The organism is Brevibacterium sp. ZH18, from assembly GCF_022748595.1.
Taxonomy (GTDB): Bacteria; Actinomycetota; Actinomycetes; order Actinomycetales; family Brevibacteriaceae; genus Brevibacterium.
The window spans coordinates 1-15,431 of record NZ_JALDSX010000028.1 but is presented as its reverse complement, the minus strand read 5'-3'; the positions used below and the strand labels follow the sequence as shown (position 1 = coordinate 15,431).

General features: G+C 64.9%; 12 protein-coding genes. 4 read left to right on the top strand and 8 right to left on the bottom strand.

The window, feature by feature from the left end; genetic code table 11:
* Positions 1–13: 13 nt before the first annotated feature.
* Complete coding sequence (gene pknB, locus MPN20_RS11125; RefSeq protein ID WP_242782139.1) at positions 14–1,933, top strand: Stk1 family PASTA domain-containing Ser/Thr kinase; 1,920 nt, start codon at positions 14–16, stop codon at positions 1,931–1,933.
* 196 nt (positions 1,934–2,129) lie between these two features.
* Here the strand turns inward: pknB and MPN20_RS11120 are convergent, their stop codons facing one another.
* Genes MPN20_RS11120 through MPN20_RS11105 form a run of 4 tightly spaced genes read right to left on the bottom strand, consistent with a single transcriptional unit; the run spans position 2,130 to position 4,692 of the window.
* Complete coding sequence (locus MPN20_RS11120) at positions 2,130–2,660, bottom strand: GyrI-like domain-containing protein (protein ID WP_242782137.1); 531 nt, start codon at positions 2,658–2,660, stop codon at positions 2,130–2,132.
* Between the two features lie 11 nt (positions 2,661–2,671).
* Positions 2,672–3,349, bottom strand: a complete 678-nt coding sequence (locus MPN20_RS11115) for a gamma-glutamyl-gamma-aminobutyrate hydrolase family protein (RefSeq protein ID WP_242782135.1) — start codon at positions 3,347–3,349, stop codon at positions 2,672–2,674.
* On the bottom strand, positions 3,346–3,516 hold the full coding sequence (locus tag MPN20_RS11110) for a hypothetical protein (RefSeq protein ID WP_242782133.1): 171 nt from the start codon (positions 3,514–3,516) through the stop codon (positions 3,346–3,348). The genes MPN20_RS11115 and MPN20_RS11110 overlap by 4 nt, the downstream gene beginning before the upstream one ends.
* 3 nt (positions 3,517–3,519) lie before the next feature.
* Positions 3,520–4,692 (bottom strand): class E sortase, encoded by a 1,173-nt coding sequence (locus MPN20_RS11105; RefSeq protein ID WP_242782131.1) that lies wholly within the window; start codon positions 4,690–4,692, stop codon positions 3,520–3,522.
* Positions 4,693–5,076: 384 nt separating this feature from the next.
* Here MPN20_RS11105 and MPN20_RS11100 point away from each other — a divergent pair, with 384 nt between their 5' ends.
* Positions 5,077–5,898, top strand: coding sequence for a cell division protein CrgA (locus MPN20_RS11100; RefSeq protein ID WP_242782128.1), 822 nt, complete (start codon positions 5,077–5,079; stop codon positions 5,896–5,898).
* A gap of 355 nt (positions 5,899–6,253) precedes the next feature.
* On the opposite strand, the gene MPN20_RS11095 is transcribed toward MPN20_RS11100, so the two are convergent.
* Together MPN20_RS11095 and MPN20_RS11090 are read right to left on the bottom strand one after the other, a co-directional pair.
* Complete coding sequence (locus MPN20_RS11095; protein ID WP_242782126.1) at positions 6,254–6,967, bottom strand: rhomboid family intramembrane serine protease; 714 nt, start codon at positions 6,965–6,967, stop codon at positions 6,254–6,256.
* A gap of 73 nt (positions 6,968–7,040) precedes the next feature.
* Positions 7,041–7,580, bottom strand: a complete 540-nt coding sequence (locus MPN20_RS11090; protein WP_242782124.1) for a peptidylprolyl isomerase — start codon at positions 7,578–7,580, stop codon at positions 7,041–7,043.
* Between the two features lie 173 nt (positions 7,581–7,753).
* On the opposite strand from MPN20_RS11090, the gene MPN20_RS11085 reads away from it, so the two are divergent.
* On the top strand, positions 7,754–8,578 hold the full coding sequence (locus MPN20_RS11085) for a hypothetical protein (protein WP_242782122.1): 825 nt from the start codon (positions 7,754–7,756) through the stop codon (positions 8,576–8,578).
* 276 nt (positions 8,579–8,854) lie between these two features.
* On the opposite strand, the gene MPN20_RS11080 is transcribed toward MPN20_RS11085, so the two are convergent.
* Together MPN20_RS11080 and argS are read right to left on the bottom strand one after the other, a co-directional pair.
* Positions 8,855–10,075 (bottom strand): MFS transporter, encoded by a 1,221-nt coding sequence (locus MPN20_RS11080; RefSeq protein WP_242782120.1) that lies wholly within the window; start codon positions 10,073–10,075, stop codon positions 8,855–8,857.
* 100 nt (positions 10,076–10,175) lie between these two features.
* Positions 10,176–11,900, bottom strand: a complete 1,725-nt coding sequence (gene argS / locus MPN20_RS11075) for an arginine--tRNA ligase (protein ID WP_242782119.1) — start codon at positions 11,898–11,900, stop codon at positions 10,176–10,178.
* An 80-nt stretch (positions 11,901–11,980) separates the two neighbouring features.
* Here argS and MPN20_RS17540 point away from each other — a divergent pair, with 80 nt between their 5' ends.
* Positions 11,981–15,313 (top strand): S41 family peptidase, encoded by a 3,333-nt coding sequence (locus MPN20_RS17540; protein WP_242782117.1) that lies wholly within the window; start codon positions 11,981–11,983, stop codon positions 15,311–15,313.
* Positions 15,314–15,431: the final 118 nt, after the last annotated feature.

Below are 15,431 nucleotides of genomic sequence, written 5' to 3'. Positions count from 1 at the left end.
GCGGAGGACTTAAATGACTGAACCCAAGGTGCTGTCGGGGCGTTACGAAATTCGTGCGCTCCTCGGCCGTGGGGGCATGGCAGAAGTGCACGAGGGCGTCGACAACCGTCTGGGTCGACGCATCGCGATCAAACTTCTGCGTTCCGATCTCGCTCGCGACCCGTCGTTCCACACCCGGCTGAAACGCGAGGCGCAGTCAGCAGCCGGTCTCAACCATCCCGGCATCGTGGCCGTCTACGACTCCGGTGAAGAGGAGTTCTTCGAGACCGGTGGTTCGAGCGTCTCCGTTCCGTTCATCGTCATGGAGTACGTGGAGGGTCAGACCCTGCGCGAGGTGCTCAACGAACACGGAACACTGACCGTCGACGAGTCCCTCAACGTCATCGCCGGCGTGCTCGCCCCGCTCGAGTACAGCCACCGCAACGGCATCGTCCACCGCGACATCAAACCCGCCAACGTCATGCTCACGCCCGAGGGCGACATCAAGGTCATGGACTTCGGCATCGCCCGTGCACTCAAGGACAACAGCGGTCTGACCCAGACCCAGTCGGTCGTGGGCACCGCCCAGTACCTGTCCCCCGAGCAGGCCCGCGGCGAGGTCGTCGATGCCCGCTCCGACCTCTACTCCACGGCCTGCCTGCTCTACGAACTCCTCGTCGGGCGTCCTCCGTTCGTCGGCGACTCGCAGCTGGCCGTCGCCTACCAGCATGTGGGCGAGACCCCGAAGCCGCCGAGCTTCTACAATCCGAACGTCCCGCCCGAGGTTGACCGGCTGCTCATGCATGCGCTGCTCAAGGATCGCGACGAGCGCTACCAGGACGCCTACACGTTCCGTGAGGACGTCCTCGCTACCCGTGACGGTCGTCCGCTGAGCTTCGACGATGAGTTCGATCGCACTCAGGCCTTCCCGATGGCCGCGCCGCTGGTCGGGCCCGAGCAGTATCCGCAGGACGCCGAGGCGGCCCCTGAAACGGGTGCCGTATCGACGATCCTCGCGCAGGAGGACAAACCCCCGCAGAAGCGCTCGAGAGCGTGGATCTGGATCGGCAGCATCTTCGTGCTGCTCGCCCTCGCCGCTATCGCCCTGTGGGTCTACGAGATCAACAAGCCCGAGCCGATCCCTCAGGTCCAGGTCACCGATGTGGCGGGTATGGAGGCCGACGAGGCAGAATCCACCCTCTTCCAACAGGGTCTGAGAGTGGACCGGGATGAGGAGTACAGCGACAAGGTCGACGAGGGCAAAGCCGTCGAGACCGATCCTCCCGGTGGTTCACGCGTGAACAAAGACAGCGTGGTCAAGCTGATCATCTCCACCGGACCCGAGAGCGTCAAGGTCCCCGATGTCTCCGGCAAGTCCGAGGAGGACGCCAGAAAGATCATCAATGACGCGAAGCTCCAGGCCGGTACGCACATCTCGCAGAACTCCCCCGAGGTGGAGAAGGGCGTCGTCATCGAGACGAAGCCCGGCAACGGCGCGAAGGTCGATGTCGATTCGAATGTCGATCTCGTCGTGTCCTCCGGCATGGTCAAAGTGCCCGATGTGACCGGTAAGTCCGCTGACGAGGCCTGCAAGATCCTCGAGGGCGATGACTATCAGCTGGGTTGCAAGACCGAAGAGGTCGAGACTGCCGACGAAGAGGAGAAGAAGGTCTTCGAGCAGTCGTCCAGCGGTGGCAGCGAGGTCAAACAGGGGTCGGAGATCACTGTGAAGGTGGCCAAGAAGCCGCCGGAGGAGCCCTCCCCGACCATGCCGTCGATCCCAGGCGGAATCCCCACCGCGCCGGGCGACAACGGCTCGGATGGCGGAGACGGTGGCAACGGCGATAATGGCGACAACGGCAAGGATGATACGAACAACGACCTCACCGGCGGTGGAAGCGGCTGGTTCGACGGCTGGGCGGATGCCCGCGGCAACAGCAGCGGAAACCGCTGAGGCCGACTAGCGTCGGATCCAACTGAGGTCGAGTCGACCGAGACCGTGAGCTGATTCGACCCGAGCAGGCTGAGGCCGTCACCGGATTCCGGTGACGGCCTCAGTTCATCATCATGACTTCACCGGCGCCGAGGCGGTCTGACCGTTCACTGCCCCGCACAGGGCAGGGAGAGTTGGGTTCAGGGCGGCATCGCCGTCAGGACAAGGTGAGGAACAGGTCCGTGCGCAGCTCGGCTGGGTCCATGTCCGGGCTCGGCTTGGTCACGTAGACCTCGATGAAGGGCAGTCCTGGATGAAGGCCTGCCTCGACGGCGGCGTTCATGAGTGAGGCCCAGGCTTCGCCCAGTCCCTCGTAGCCGCCGAAGAGGGAGATCGCAGCAACCGATCCCCCCGGCAGCTCTGAGGGGATGGCGATGCGGTCCTCGCCCAGGATCAGCGCCTGTGTCAGGCCCGTCGAGACCGGCACTCCCAGCTGCACGTCGACGGTCTCGCTGGGTTGGCGGGTATAGAGCGCGAAGGCTGGTGCAGTCGGTTCGACCTCTGCTTCGCTCAGTGCGGGGAAGAGCGAGGAGAAGGTGGAGTCGAAGAGGTCCGCCAGCTCAGCCCGCGACACGTTCTGGGCTTCGACGACCGCCGTCGGAAGCGGGGAGGCCTCGAAGACGGTGAGTTCGTTGAACGGCTCCGACTGGTTGTAGCTCGGCTCTGCGGTGAAACTCGGCTCGGTCATCAGAGATCCTCTCAGTTCGCTGCGGCTGCCGACTGGCCCGCGCCCGAGGTCAGCGCCGACGCCAGCGGCGACATCGCGGCTGCCCGTACGGCGGCTCCTTCGAGTCCGCAGACCTCGAGCCAGTTGCCCAGCATCAGGTAGCCGCTCTCAGTGAGTACGGACTCAGGGTGGAACTGGACACCGAAGAGCGGCTTCTCCCGGTGTTCGATCGCCATGACGATGCCGTCCTCGGTCCGCGCGGTGACCATGAACTTGTCCAGGTCGATGGTCTCGTCGACGATCGCCAGGGAATGGTATCGGGTCACGGTCAGCGGGTTCTTGCAGCCGAAGAAGATGCCCTGGCCGTCGTGGGTGATGACCGAGGTCTTGCCGTGCATGAGCACAGGTGAGTGGGTGACTGTCGCGCCGAAGACCTCACCCAGGGCTTGGTGACCCAGGCAGACGCCGAACACCGGGGTGCCGGACTTCTCCGCCCAGCTGATCAGGGTCGGGCACACACCGGACTCCGCGGGGGTGCCGGGACCCGGTGACAGGAGGACCCCGTCGTATTCGCTCGCCCGTGCAACGACCGCCTCGGCGGTCAGATCGTCATTGCGGATGACGTCGACGTCAGCGCCGAGCTCACGGACGTAGGAGACGAGCGTGTAGACGAAGCTGTCGTAGTTGTCGATGACGAGGATCGAAGTCATTGTCCACCATTGTCAGTCACGGTTGCGTTGTTGAACGGCATGTACGGGGCAACGACCGGAAAGACGTACTGCATGAGCAGCAGGACCACGGCCGCGATAAGGATGAGGGCGAGGATGAGTTTGACCACCCAATTGCCGGGCAGAAGACGCCAGATCAGACCGTACATTCTCTAGGCACCACCGTTCTTGCTGACCTTGTCGTAGGCTTTCGAGTCCTTGATGTTGTCCGGCGGACCGTCCTGGGCCGGAGTCCAGTCAGTGAGTTCGGCGTACGCGACATAGCGTTCCCGGGCCGAGAACATCGGGTTGCAGGCCGTCATCGTCAGGATCCGGTCCTTGCCCTTGTAGTCGGGCTCGTCGGGCACCGGTGCGAGCACCTGCACGGCGTCGGGGAGGATGATGTCGAAGTTGCGGAACGTGTAGGTGTAGAACCCGTCCTTGGTCTGGACGATGATCTCATCGCCGGGGCGCAGCTTCGCGATCTGGTTGAGCGGTTTGCCGTAGGTGACACGGTGGCCTGCGATCGAGAAGTTGCCGACCTCGCCGGGCATCGCGGAGTTCGGGTACCGGCCGACGCCCATGCGGTTGAGCACGGGTTCGAGGTCGACGCCCTCGGCGGCGGTGCGGTAGTAATCATCGCCGAAGCGAGGGATGTAGAAGATGCCGAATGCGTGGTTCTTCTCCACAGGCTTCGCCACGACGGGCTCTTTGGGATCGTCCGGCAGCTTGTTGGGATCCTGATTCGCCCAATCCTGGGTCAACTCGTCGGCGAGGACCTCGTTGTCGCGGTTGGCCTGGATGTCGGTCCACCACAGCTGCCAGACCACGAACAGGATGAGGACGAGACCCGCGGTGATGCAGAGTTCACCGAACGTGCGGACCGTACCGCGCACAGGGCCCAAGGGCTCGCGCTGCGGACGCTGCTTCCGCTGACGCCGGCTGGCGTTCGGGCCATTGCCGCCCACGCTATTGCCGCCCACGCCGTTACCGCCCGCGCCGTTGCCGCCCGGATTATTGCCAGCGGCGCCATAGGCAGGGGCAGCGCCATAGGCAGGTTCAGAAGCAGAGGCAGAGGCGCCGAGGTGGGTCTGCTGAGCGCTGTTGACCGGAGGATGTCCTGTGGTGGGCTCGGAATACACCGGTGGAGCATCCGAGTACACGGCTGTCGGGGATCCGGACGCCGCTGCAGCTGCGGCCTCACGGCGGCGGAGTTCACGTCGGCTGGGCAGAGGCTGATCAGATCCTGGATTCGAGCCTGCCGCACCGGCGGAATTCCCAGCCGATCCGACGTTTCCAGAATCTCCGCGGTTGCCTGAACGATCGAAAGCTGGGGCGGTGCTCATGGGCTCGGTCGCGGGTCCCGCCTCGGGGGCGGTGTTCGGTGCTGAGTTCGAGCGGTAGCGCTCAGAGTTCGCCGACGGTGCGGAATTCTGCCTTTGAGCAGGACGAATAGTGGGTCGCGACGACGCGTCTGCGTCTGATTCGTTACCCGAGGAGGGACTATTCACCACTGTTACACCGTGCCTATGATTTCGAATCCGGGGCTCGCCCAGAGGACAAGCGGGGACACCCATACGCACTTTATCCTATGCACATGCGCGATTGTGGGCCTCACAGGGTAGTTGGAGTTTTTAAAACTGCCCCGCGTCACGCGTAGACTGGTGTGCGATTGTCCCTACGCATTCAATCGGTGACCCCAGCAATGGTCTGCCGTATAAGGAGTACCCGTGGCAAAGTCCAACGGACGGACCCAGCGCCCCCAGCGCACTTCTCGCAACTCGTCGAAGGCCGAGGTTGAGACCAAGGCCCAGCCGAACGAGGATATCGAGGCAGTCGAGGTAGACGAGGCTGAGTTCGTCGAGGTCGACGGCATCAAGGTCGACGACGCTGAGGATACGGTGACTGCTGAGAAGAAGGCTGACACCGAAACCTCCGCCTCCAAGAAGACGACCCGCACCACCGTCTCCGGCAAGAAGACAGCGTCAACGGCCGCCGAGTCCGACCTGTCCGAGGTTGCCGACGACTCCGTCGATGACTCTGCCGATGACTCTGCGGACGCCGACGTGAGCTCCAAGAGCGCAGACGTGGCTGACGACTCCGATGACGATGTGAAGTCCGAAACGGCCGAGAGGTCCGAGGCGAAGAAGGACTCCGCGAAGGCTGACGCCAAGAGCGCCAAAAAGTCGGCCACTGCCAAACGAGCAGCAAAGGGCTCCGCATCGGCTAAGGGTTCCGAAACGGCCAAGGGTTCCGAAACGGCCAAGGGTTCCGGCTCCAAGCGCACCTCGCGTTCAGGCAACCCGGCCAAGCGGCCACAGGGGCGCAAGACCGCAACGTACACCTCCCAGTCGGGTCAGCAGACGATTCGGCCGAACCCCCGCTGGTTCCTGCCTGTGCTCATCGGCCTCCTGCTCATCGGCCTGATCTGGCTGGTGGCCTTCTACATCTCGCAGGGAACGGTCCCCGTCGAGGCTTGGGGCAACTGGAACATCCTCATCGGCTTCGCCTTCTTCGTCGCCGGACTGATCATGTCCACCCGCTGGAGGTAGCAGCCAGCACACGCGCTGGCGGCAGACACGCTGGCCTCAGACGCCAGCCGCACACGCCAGCCGCAGCACACTCTTGAGAGGAGCGGGTGCTGCGTCGAGAATCGGGTGAGATCCACCCGCAGATCGACGCGGCACCCGCTCGTCTATTCACCGCTGCCTGAGCCGTTTGAACGAACGCCTGAGCCTCTGTCCACAAGTGCAGAGTTATACCCAACCCGGGTGAGTCGCTTGTGTATAACTTATTTTAAGCCTGTGACCTGCAGAAATACACGTATGTAAGTTATCCACCATGTGGATAAAGGTTGTGGACAACTTTTCTCACACCTGTGAGTGGCCCTTTTTCGACTGTAATCTGCTACAAGCCCGAGATCTGCCAGGCGCCCGACTCTGCGATCCGCCAAACACCCCCGCAGAGCACGACCACCAGCAACACCACAGCCGCGAGAACGAAGAGAAGCATCGACCGCTTCTTCGGCACGAGAAGCGCTGCGCAGCCGAGCACGAAACCGACGACGAGTCCGCCCAGGTGCGCCTGCCAGGACACTCCGTCAACGAGGAACCCGTAGCCGAAGTTGAGGGCCACGAACAGCACCACACCGGTGATGTTGCGGTCGAGCCGCCTCGTCGGCACGAGGAGAACTCCGACGATCGCGAACACCGCACCGGAGGCCCCGATGTTGTATGTCACCCAGTCCCGGCTGAACGGCTCGGCGAGGAGGAGGATCATGGCGGATCCGCCGATGGCGCCGAGGATGTAGACGACGAGGAAGCGCCAATGGCCGATGGCCCGCTCGACGAAGGAACCGAAGAAGAAGAGCCCGACCATGTTGAACAGCAGATGTACCGGTGAGGGCTGCTCATGGACAAGGGCGACGGTCAACGCTCGCCATGGCTGCTCGACGGCGAGTGCCGGTACGAAGCTCAGCCGGTGGATCAGGTCGAGGCTCGGGATGAATTGGGCGAGGAATGCCACCACCGTGACGATCATGATCGATCGGGTGACAAGGGGTGCAGAGACAGAAGTGGCCCGGCCGGTTTCCCGTGCCGAGCCCTTCTCCGGTGTGTCCATCCCACCATCGTACTCAATGGTGAGGTGTCATCACCTGCCGAGTTGTGGGCCCGCGAGCCCACAACTCATTCGATCATTCGCTGATGTCGACGGATTCGAGGATGACAGGCTCGATCGGCTTGTCCATCGCACCGGTGCGGACACCGTTGATCTCGTCGACGACCTTCTTGGAGGCGTCGTCGGCGGCCTCGCCGAAGATGGTGTGCTTGCCGTTGAGCCATGGGGTCTCAGCGGTGGTGATGAAGAACTGCGAGCCGTTGGTGCCGCGTCCCATCTGCTTGCCGGCGTTGGCCATGGCCAGCAGGTACTTGCGATCGAACTGGAGCTCCGGGTGGATCTCGTCGTCGAAGGTGTAGCCGGGTCCGCCGGTGCCGGTGCCCAAGGGGCATCCGCCCTGGATCATGAAGTCTTCGATGATCCGGTGGAAGTTGAGGCCGTCGAAGAACGGGCGCTTGGTGGGCTCACCGGTTGCGGGATCGGTGAACTCGCGCTCACCCTTCGCCAGCTCGACGAAGTTCGCAACGGTCTTCGGCGCGTGGTTGCCGAAGAGGTTGAGGGTGATGTCACCGTGGTTGGTGTGCAGGACTGCTGTGTGAGTTGAACCTGTAGTCATGTCCCCATTCTTCCACGCCGCCGCAGCTTCTGCAGATTCTCCCTGCCCTGATTGCCGACTCTGTCAGGTTATCCGCAGGGAATTTCATGACGGCCCGATGTCCGGCCCCTTGCCACAAGGCCGTAGACTGGAAAATGATCAATTGACCCCGACACAGAGGATTGGGAATGTTCATGTCGAAGAAGTCAGCTCGAGATCCGTTCACTTCGAAGCTCGATTCCGCGAAGAAGACGTCACTCCGAGTCCTGGCCGACGCCAGCGAAGCCGCAGCTCCCAAGCTCCGCGGTGCCGCTGACAAGGCACGCCCGCAGGTCGAAGCTCTCGCTGAGAAGGCCCGCCCCCAGGTGGAAGCACTGGCCGGTAAGGCCGAGCACCTGGCTGATCGTGCCCGCCCTCAGGTAGAGGCGTTCGCCGATAGGGCGAACAACCAGGTCCATGCGTGGGCCGACAAGCTCGACTCCTACCGCCCCGAGGCCACCGAGCGCGCTGGAAAGTTCGCCTCCACCGCTGCGACCTCGATCGCCGCTTTCGAAACTCCTCAGCTCATCGACGATCTGGCCGTGCGCCTGACCGGTGACAAGAAGGCGATGAAGAAGGCACGCAAGGCCCTCGAGAAGGCCGGCAAGCGGATCCAGAAGGACACCGCTCAGAAGTCGTCGGGCAAGGCAGCAGTCGTGTGGACCCTTGTCATCGGCTCGGCCGCCGGCATCGGCTACTACGTGTGGAAGAAGGCGCAGCCGGTCGAAGATCCTTGGTCGACCCCGCTGCCCAACAACCGCCCGGCAGATGCTCGTCCGGTCGGTTCGACCCCGGCTTCCCGTGAGGCTACGGCTCCTGCTGTCTCGCAGACAGCCGTCCCGGAGACCAAGGCCGCTGAAGCCGATGCCACAGCTGCTCAGCCGAAGACCGCAGGCACTCCCAAGCCTGCGACCAGCGCGAAGGCCGTCGGAACCCCGTCGGCCGCTGAGGACGCCGAGGACAAGAACGCCAAGCACTGATCCGTGCGGATCGAGTCTGCACTGACTCTTTTCAGCCAGATCTGGCCTGCTGACCTGGTCGCCCGACCATTCGGTCATCTGACTGGCCAAGTCTGACTGGCCAGGTCTGATCGGCCAAGTTTGACTGGCTAAGCAGATCGGCCAAGCAGATCGAACGGCCCACGTTGTCATGAGCGGCTCACTTTTACGGTGAGCCATTCAGGACAACGTGGGCCGTTCGTCATTCACGTCGACGTCCGACATGCTGATCCCGACTCGCCCCTTGAGGCTCCGAGCTCACAGGACCTCTCGCCTATTCGCCGGTCCTCCCTCGGTGAATCGGCCGGAGATCCGAGCCGCCAGAAGGCCGGTGATGGTGAAGGCGAGTGTCGCTGCCAGGATGAGCATCACCGGAGCGGTCCAGCCCTGGGTGATGGTGTTGAGCCACCCGGCGAACGGCGGAGCCAGCGTCGCCGCAAGATAGCCGCCGCCCTGCACCCGCGCCGAGGCCGAGGCCGTCTCTCGATCACTGCCGGCAGTCCGCGCGATGATCGAGAAGATCGCGGTGAAGCCGCCGCCCTGAGCCACCCCACCGGTGATCGCCCAGAGCACGAACGCATTCGGTGCGAGCAGCAGGCCGACCGGCAGTGAGAGCCACAGTGCCGCGATGACTGCCACGGGCACCCAGGGCTTGTTCCGAGCGGCCAGCAGCGGCACTCCGAACGCTCCGACGATCGCCGCCACCTGGAACAGTGAGGCCGTGCCACCGGAAGCTGCAGCGTCGAGGCCGCCGGTGTCAGCGAGGATCGAGGGGAGCCAGGTCGTGGTCGTGTAGTACGCGATCGACTGTCCGCTGAACGTGACCACCAGCAGTGCGACGATGCGCCGGAACTGCGGCGGAGCCTCACGCCATGGTCGGCGGGCCGCCGATGCCGAGGCAGCGGGCGCAGCCGCAGTCGATTCGGCGACAGCTGCGTCGAATCGGATCCGGGCCCTGACCACGAATAGCCAGAACACGAGCCCGATGATCGCGAGCACGCACCAGATCGCAATCGCCCAGCGCCAGCCGACGACCGCAGCCAGCGGACCCGTGCCCAGCAGAGTGGCCATGGAGCCCACGTTCATCATGGCCGAATACAGTCCGGTGACCATCGACACCTGAGACCACGGGACCTCACGACGAATGATCACCGGGACGACGATGTTGCCGAACGTGATCGCAATTCCGATGATCGCAGTGCCCAGGAGCACCAGCCACGGCGGACCCACGGAACGTAGAACGGTGCCGACAAGGATTCCGGTCAGGCACGACAGGACGGTCGCCTCGGCGCCGATCCGTCCCACGGTCTTCCCTGCGATGGGGGTGACGAGTGCGAACAGGAGCACCGGCAGTCCGGTGAGAAGACCCACCCCGGCCGCGCTCAGCCCGGTGTCGTCCCGAATCTCGCCGAGGACGGCGGTCGGAGCGATGATCGGCGCCCGCAGGTTGAGGGCGAGGATGACGATGCCGACGATCATCCACGGCAGCATGCGACGGACGGCGGGCTGGTCAGACGTGGTGGCTCCTGGAATTTTGCGACAGTTCGGACGGCACCCGCCAGGGTGTGAAGCGGGAGGGCTACATCCGTTCGGGCACGCCGATGCCGAGGACGCCGAGTCCGGCCTCGAGCACCTCGAGCACGGTCTGGCTCAGCCGCAGTCGCGAATCGCGCACCTCGGCGGAGTCGGCGATGAGGACCGGGCACTGCTCGTAGAACGAGGTGAACGACTGGGCGAGATCGAACAGGTACGTGCACAGCCGGTGCGGCGCGGACCCGGCGGCTGCCTCGGCGACGACATCGGAGAACCCGAGGATCGCCAGCCCCAGATCACGTTCGGCAGCCTCGCCGAGGTGGATCGGCGCAGCCGTGAACGCGTCCCCGTCGGCCTTGCGGAGGATCGAGCGGATCCGCGCGCCGGCGTACTGCAGGTACGGGGCGGTGTTGCCGATCGGGGCGAGCATCCGGTCGAGGTCGAACGTGTAGCTCGTGTCGTGGGCGACCGAGAGGTCGGCGTACTTGACCGCACCGATGCCGACGATCTTCGCGACCATGGCTTCCTCGTCAGCAGTGAATTCGGCGTTCGACTCCTGCAGGGTGGTCCGCGCCCGGGCGATGGCCTCCTCGAGGAGTTCGGCCAGGCGCAGCGGGGAACCTGAGCGGGTGCGCAGGATCTTGCCGTCGTCGCCGAGGACGTTGCCGATCTTCACGTGTTCGGGCTTGACGTCCTCGGGCAGCCAGCCGGCGGCCCGAGCGACGGAGAAGACCATCTCGAAGTGCATGGCCTGCGGACTGCCGACGACGTAGAGGACGCGATCGGCGCTCAGGTCGCGGACCCGGCGGCGCACGGCCGCGAGGTCTGTCGTGGCGTAGCCGTAGCCGCCGTCGGACTTGCGGATGATGAGCGGCAGAGGTTCGCCGTCACGACCGGTGAAGCCTTCGGGGAACACGCACAGGGCACCGTCGCTGATCCGGGCCAGGCCCTTCTCCTCGAGTTCGGCGCAGACTGCGGCCAGATCATCGTTGTACGTGGACTCACCGGCAAGGTCATCGTCGGTCAGGGTGACGCCGAGGAGAGAGTAGATCCGGTGGAAGTAGGTCTTGGAGTACCCGACGAGCGTGGTCCACAGTTCAAGGGTCTGTGCGTCGCCGCCCTGGAGCGAGACGACGCGGGCCCGGGAGCGGGTGGCGAAATCCTCATCGGAGTCGAACTTCGCGCGGGCAGCCTGGTAGAAGGCGTTCGGGTTCTCGGAGATCTCCTGTGCGGTCTCCGATTCGATGCCGACGTCGAGGAGGTGCTCGATGAGCATGCCGAAGGGAGTGCCCCAGTCACCGATGTGGTTCTGGCGCACGACCGTGTTGCCGAGGAACTCGTGGGTCCGGGCCAGGGCGTCGCCGACGACGGTGGTCCGCAGGTGGCCGACGTGCATCTCCTTGGCCACGTTCGGCGCCGAGTAGTCGATGACGATCCGCAGCGGATCTGTCGCCTGCTCTGCCGCAGCCGCGCCGCCCTTGCTCAGGGTCGAGGCGAGGAATTCCGGGGTGAAGGTGAGGTTGATGAAGCCGGGTCCGGAGATCTCCGGGGTCTCGCACACGCCCTCGAGGTCGAGGTTCTCCACGATCGTCGTCGCGATGTCGCGGGGCTTCGACTTCAGCTCTTTGGCTAGAGGCAGTGCCAGATTCGCCTGGAAGTCGGCGAACTGAGAGCTCCTGATCACGGGGTCGCGTCGCGCGAAGTCAGCACCGAAGGCCTGTTCGAGGGCGGCGGCGAAACGTGCGTTGAGAAGCGAAGTCAAAGATGGCATGGCACCATTCTATTGGTCAGCCGGCGACTGCGCCGCATGGGCCGTGTCACCTCGGCGCTCAAGCTTGTAATGTGGATGACGTGACTCACAATTCTTACCTCAGGTATCCGCACATCCATGGTGATCTCATCACCTTCGTGGCCGACGACGATGTCTGGCTCGTCCCTTCCGATGGTGGGCGTGCATGGCGTCTGACCTCGGATCATGTGCCCGTTCGCAGCCCTCGCATCTCCCCTGACGGCGCGCATGTCGCGTTCGTGTCCTTCCGCGACGGGCATCCGGAGCTCATGCTCGCCGAGGTGGCATCCGGGTCCCTGCGCCGGTTGACCTGGCTCGGCGGCACCACCACGACCATGCTCGGCTGGGCCGATGCGCAGCACGTCCTCATCGGATCCAATGCCGGTGAGTTCGAAGTCCGCAACCATGTTGTGAAGTCCGTGGGCCTCGATGGGGGCGTCGAGCGTCTGACCTGGGGCCGCGCCTCGGGACTGGCCCGCCACCACTCGGGAGCCACAGCCCTGTCGACACCCTTCAGCCGCCCACCTGCCCATTGGAAGCGCTATCGGGGCGGCACCGCACCGAGGCTGTGGCTTGATCGCGCCGGCGACACCACTGGAAAAGGTGCGAAGTGGCAGCGCCTCCTCCGCGACGAGGAAGCCTCACTGACCGATCCGCTGTGGGTCGGCGACTCCTTGGTCGTCACCTCAGATCGGGCCGCGACGTTTCCGCACCACGCCGATGAGCAGGCGAACCTGTGGATCTGGGACGGTTTGGCCACGCAGACGGGGTCCCTCGCCGGGGCGGCTGGAACGGTGGCTTCGACAACTTCGACAACATCGGCGAACGAGCCGCGACAGCTGACGTTCCAGACCGAGGCCGAGGGCTATGTCCGCGATGCCACGACCGACGGCACCCGCATCGTCTGGCACAGCCGCGGTGAGATCCGCATCCTCGACAGCCTCGACGCGCAGATCAGGACGCTCGCGGTTCAGCTTCCGGGCACTCAGGTGCAGCCGCTGAACCTTGATCCGAAGAAGGGCATCGGGGCCGTCTCCCCCGATCATGGCGGCAACGCCTCGGTGATCGAGTGGCGCGGCAAGACCTTCTGGCTGGCCCACCGGGAGGGTCCGGCTCGGGCACTGTGTGCTGATTCTTCGATCCGGACCCGCGAACCCGTCGTGCTCGGTCAGTCCGGACTCGTCGCCTTCATCACCGATGTCGAGGGTGAGGACTCGATCGAGGTGCGCACGATCTCGGACGAGAAGGAACCTCGCCGGATCGGGGCCGGTGCCCTGGGCCGCGTCCTCGACATGGCAGCCGATCCTGCCGGGAAGACCTTGGCAACGATCTCCCACGACGGCAGCATCCGACTCGTGGAGGTCGGCAACGGCAAGAGCCGCGTCGTCGGTCATTCGGGATTCGGCGAGGCCACGACACCCCGCTTCTCCCCTGACGGTCGCTATCTCGTCTGGTCTCAGCCGACTCAGGGCGAGGAGGCCCTTGCTCGCCTGATGATCGTCGACACGAAGTCGGATCGTCCCGGCCAGGCGCTGACCACGGGCAAGTACAACGACTTCTCGCCCGCGTTCACTGCGGACGGGAAGTACCTCGCGTTCCTCTCGGACCGCACGTTCGACCCCTCCTACAACCAGCATGCGTTCGACCTCTCGTTCAATGGGGTGACGAGGCCGTGGCTGCTGCCGCTGAGCGAGACTGAGCCGGCTCCGTTCGGTCCGAGCGCGAGCGGCTGGGCGATCAGCGAGCTCACCGACGAAGCGGCGAAGGCGGAGAAGGCCAAGGCAGAGAAGGCCGGAGTCACGACCATTGAGGTCGACCTCGAGGGCGCGGAGGAGAGGATCGTTCCATTCCCTGTCTCCTCCGGCGTCTTCCGTGACCTCGAAGCTGCCGAGGGCGGCATTCTGTGGATGCGCACCGGTGATGCCGAGGACGGCGAAATCGGTGACAAGCACGCCGGTGACGCGGGCGACGGACCCGCTGAGTTGGTCCAGTACTTCGACTTCGCCAAGCGCAAACTTGTCACGGTCGTCGACAAGGCCGATGAGTTCGCGGTGTCCGGCGACGGCAAACTCATCGTCGTCAATGACGACGGTGATCTTCGGGTCGTGCCCGCGGGCCGCAAGGTCGAGGCTGACGACGATGAGTCGGTCTCCATCGATCTCACGCGCCTGCGCTTCGAACTCGATCAGCGGGCCGAGTGGCTGCAGATGTTCGAAGAGAACTCGCGGATCATGCGCGATCACTACTGGCGAGCCGATATGAACGGCGTGAACTGGGAGGGTGTGACCCTGCGCTGGCGTCGAGTGGCCGCGAAGGCACTGACCCATGATGACCTCGTCGACATCCTGTGGGAGACCGTGGGCGAACTCAACACCTCGCACGCCTACGTCACCCCCGCCTCGGCGCCGGGAGATCGGTCGAAGAAGCTCGGCTTCCTCGGTGCCGATCTCGAGCGGACGCCGCAGGGATGGCAGATTGCACGCATCCTGCCCGGTGAGAGCAGTGACCCGGCAGCCAGGTCACCATTGAGACAGGCCGGAGTCGGCGCCCGCGAGGGTGACATCATCGTCGCCGTCAACGGGCAGCCCGTCGACGAAGTGCGCGGCCCCGCGGCACACCTGCAGGGGGCGGCGGACTCGATCGTCGAGCTCACCCTGCGTCGAGGTCGCCGTAAGGACCGCGTGGTTGCGATCATCCCCCTGGCCAGCGAGGAGAAGCTGCGCTACCAGGACTGGGTGCGCTCCCGGCGCGAGTACGTGGCGGAGAAGTCCGGTGGCCGGGTCGGCTATGTCCACGTCCCCGACATGATGGCCGGTGGTTGGGCTCAGCTGCACCGCGACCTCAGGCAGGCGATGTCCGCCGAGGGCGTCATCGCCGATGTCCGCTTCAACCGCGGCGGTCACACGAGCGCGCTCGTGGCCGAACGCTTCGCCGAGCGCGTCATCGCGTGGAATGCCGCCCGCAGCTATGACGTGATGATGCCCGATCCCGAAGACGCCCGCCGTGGCCCAGTGGCCTTCCTCGCGAACGAATTCTCGGGCTCAGACGGCGACATCATCAACGCCCGCGTCCAAGCCAAGGGTCTCGGCCCGGTCATCGGCGTGCGCACGTGGGGCGGAGTCGTCGGCATCGACGGCCGCTACGACCTCGTCGACGGAACCGGTGTGACGCAGCCGCGCTACGCCTTCTGGCTCGAAGGCAAGGGCTGGGGTGTGGAGAACCACGGCGTCGACCCGGACATCGAGGTCGAGCACGATCCGTCTCAGCTGTTCGCTGCAGATGATCCGCAGTTGGACCGCGCCATCGCCGAGGTGCTCGCCGGGTTGGAGGAGACACCCGCGGCCACAGCCCCGGACTTCCCCGCCCCCCGGGTGCAGCTGCCCCCGACGGAGTAGATCCCCGAGAAGCCGGTCGTGCGGGCAGGCCTGCCTCCGGAGAACCTCGCCCGCCGGAGCCAGCTCCGGCATAAGTGCCTCGACGCTCTCGTCATAGTGGACCCGCGTGCGGAATCGC

Bases quoted from the DNA above. Each gene is read 5' to 3' on its own strand.
- MPN20_RS11090 (WP_242782124.1), bottom strand. From the start codon at position 7,580: ATGACTACAGGTTCAACTCACACAGCAGTCCTGCACACCAACCACGGT.
- MPN20_RS11095 (WP_242782126.1), bottom strand. From the start codon at position 6,967: ATGGACACACCGGAGAAGGGCTCGGCACGGGAAACCGGCCGGGCCACT.
- MPN20_RS11085 (WP_242782122.1), top strand. From the start codon at position 7,754: ATGTCGAAGAAGTCAGCTCGAGATCCGTTCACTTCGAAGCTCGATTCC.
- MPN20_RS11080 (WP_242782120.1), bottom strand. From the start codon at position 10,075: ATGATCGTCGGCATCGTCATCCTCGCCCTCAACCTGCGGGCGCCGATC.
- MPN20_RS11115 (WP_242782135.1), bottom strand. From the start codon at position 3,349: ATGACTTCGATCCTCGTCATCGACAACTACGACAGCTTCGTCTACACG.
- MPN20_RS11120 (WP_242782137.1), bottom strand. From the start codon at position 2,660: ATGACCGAGCCGAGTTTCACCGCAGAGCCGAGCTACAACCAGTCGGAG.
- pknB (WP_242782139.1), top strand. From the start codon at position 14: ATGACTGAACCCAAGGTGCTGTCGGGGCGTTACGAAATTCGTGCGCTC.
- argS (WP_242782119.1), bottom strand. From the start codon at position 11,900: ATGCCATCTTTGACTTCGCTTCTCAACGCACGTTTCGCCGCCGCCCTC.
- MPN20_RS11105 (WP_242782131.1), bottom strand. From the start codon at position 4,692: ATGAGCACCGCCCCAGCTTTCGATCGTTCAGGCAACCGCGGAGATTCT.
- MPN20_RS11110 (WP_242782133.1), bottom strand. From the start codon at position 3,516: ATGTACGGTCTGATCTGGCGTCTTCTGCCCGGCAATTGGGTGGTCAAA.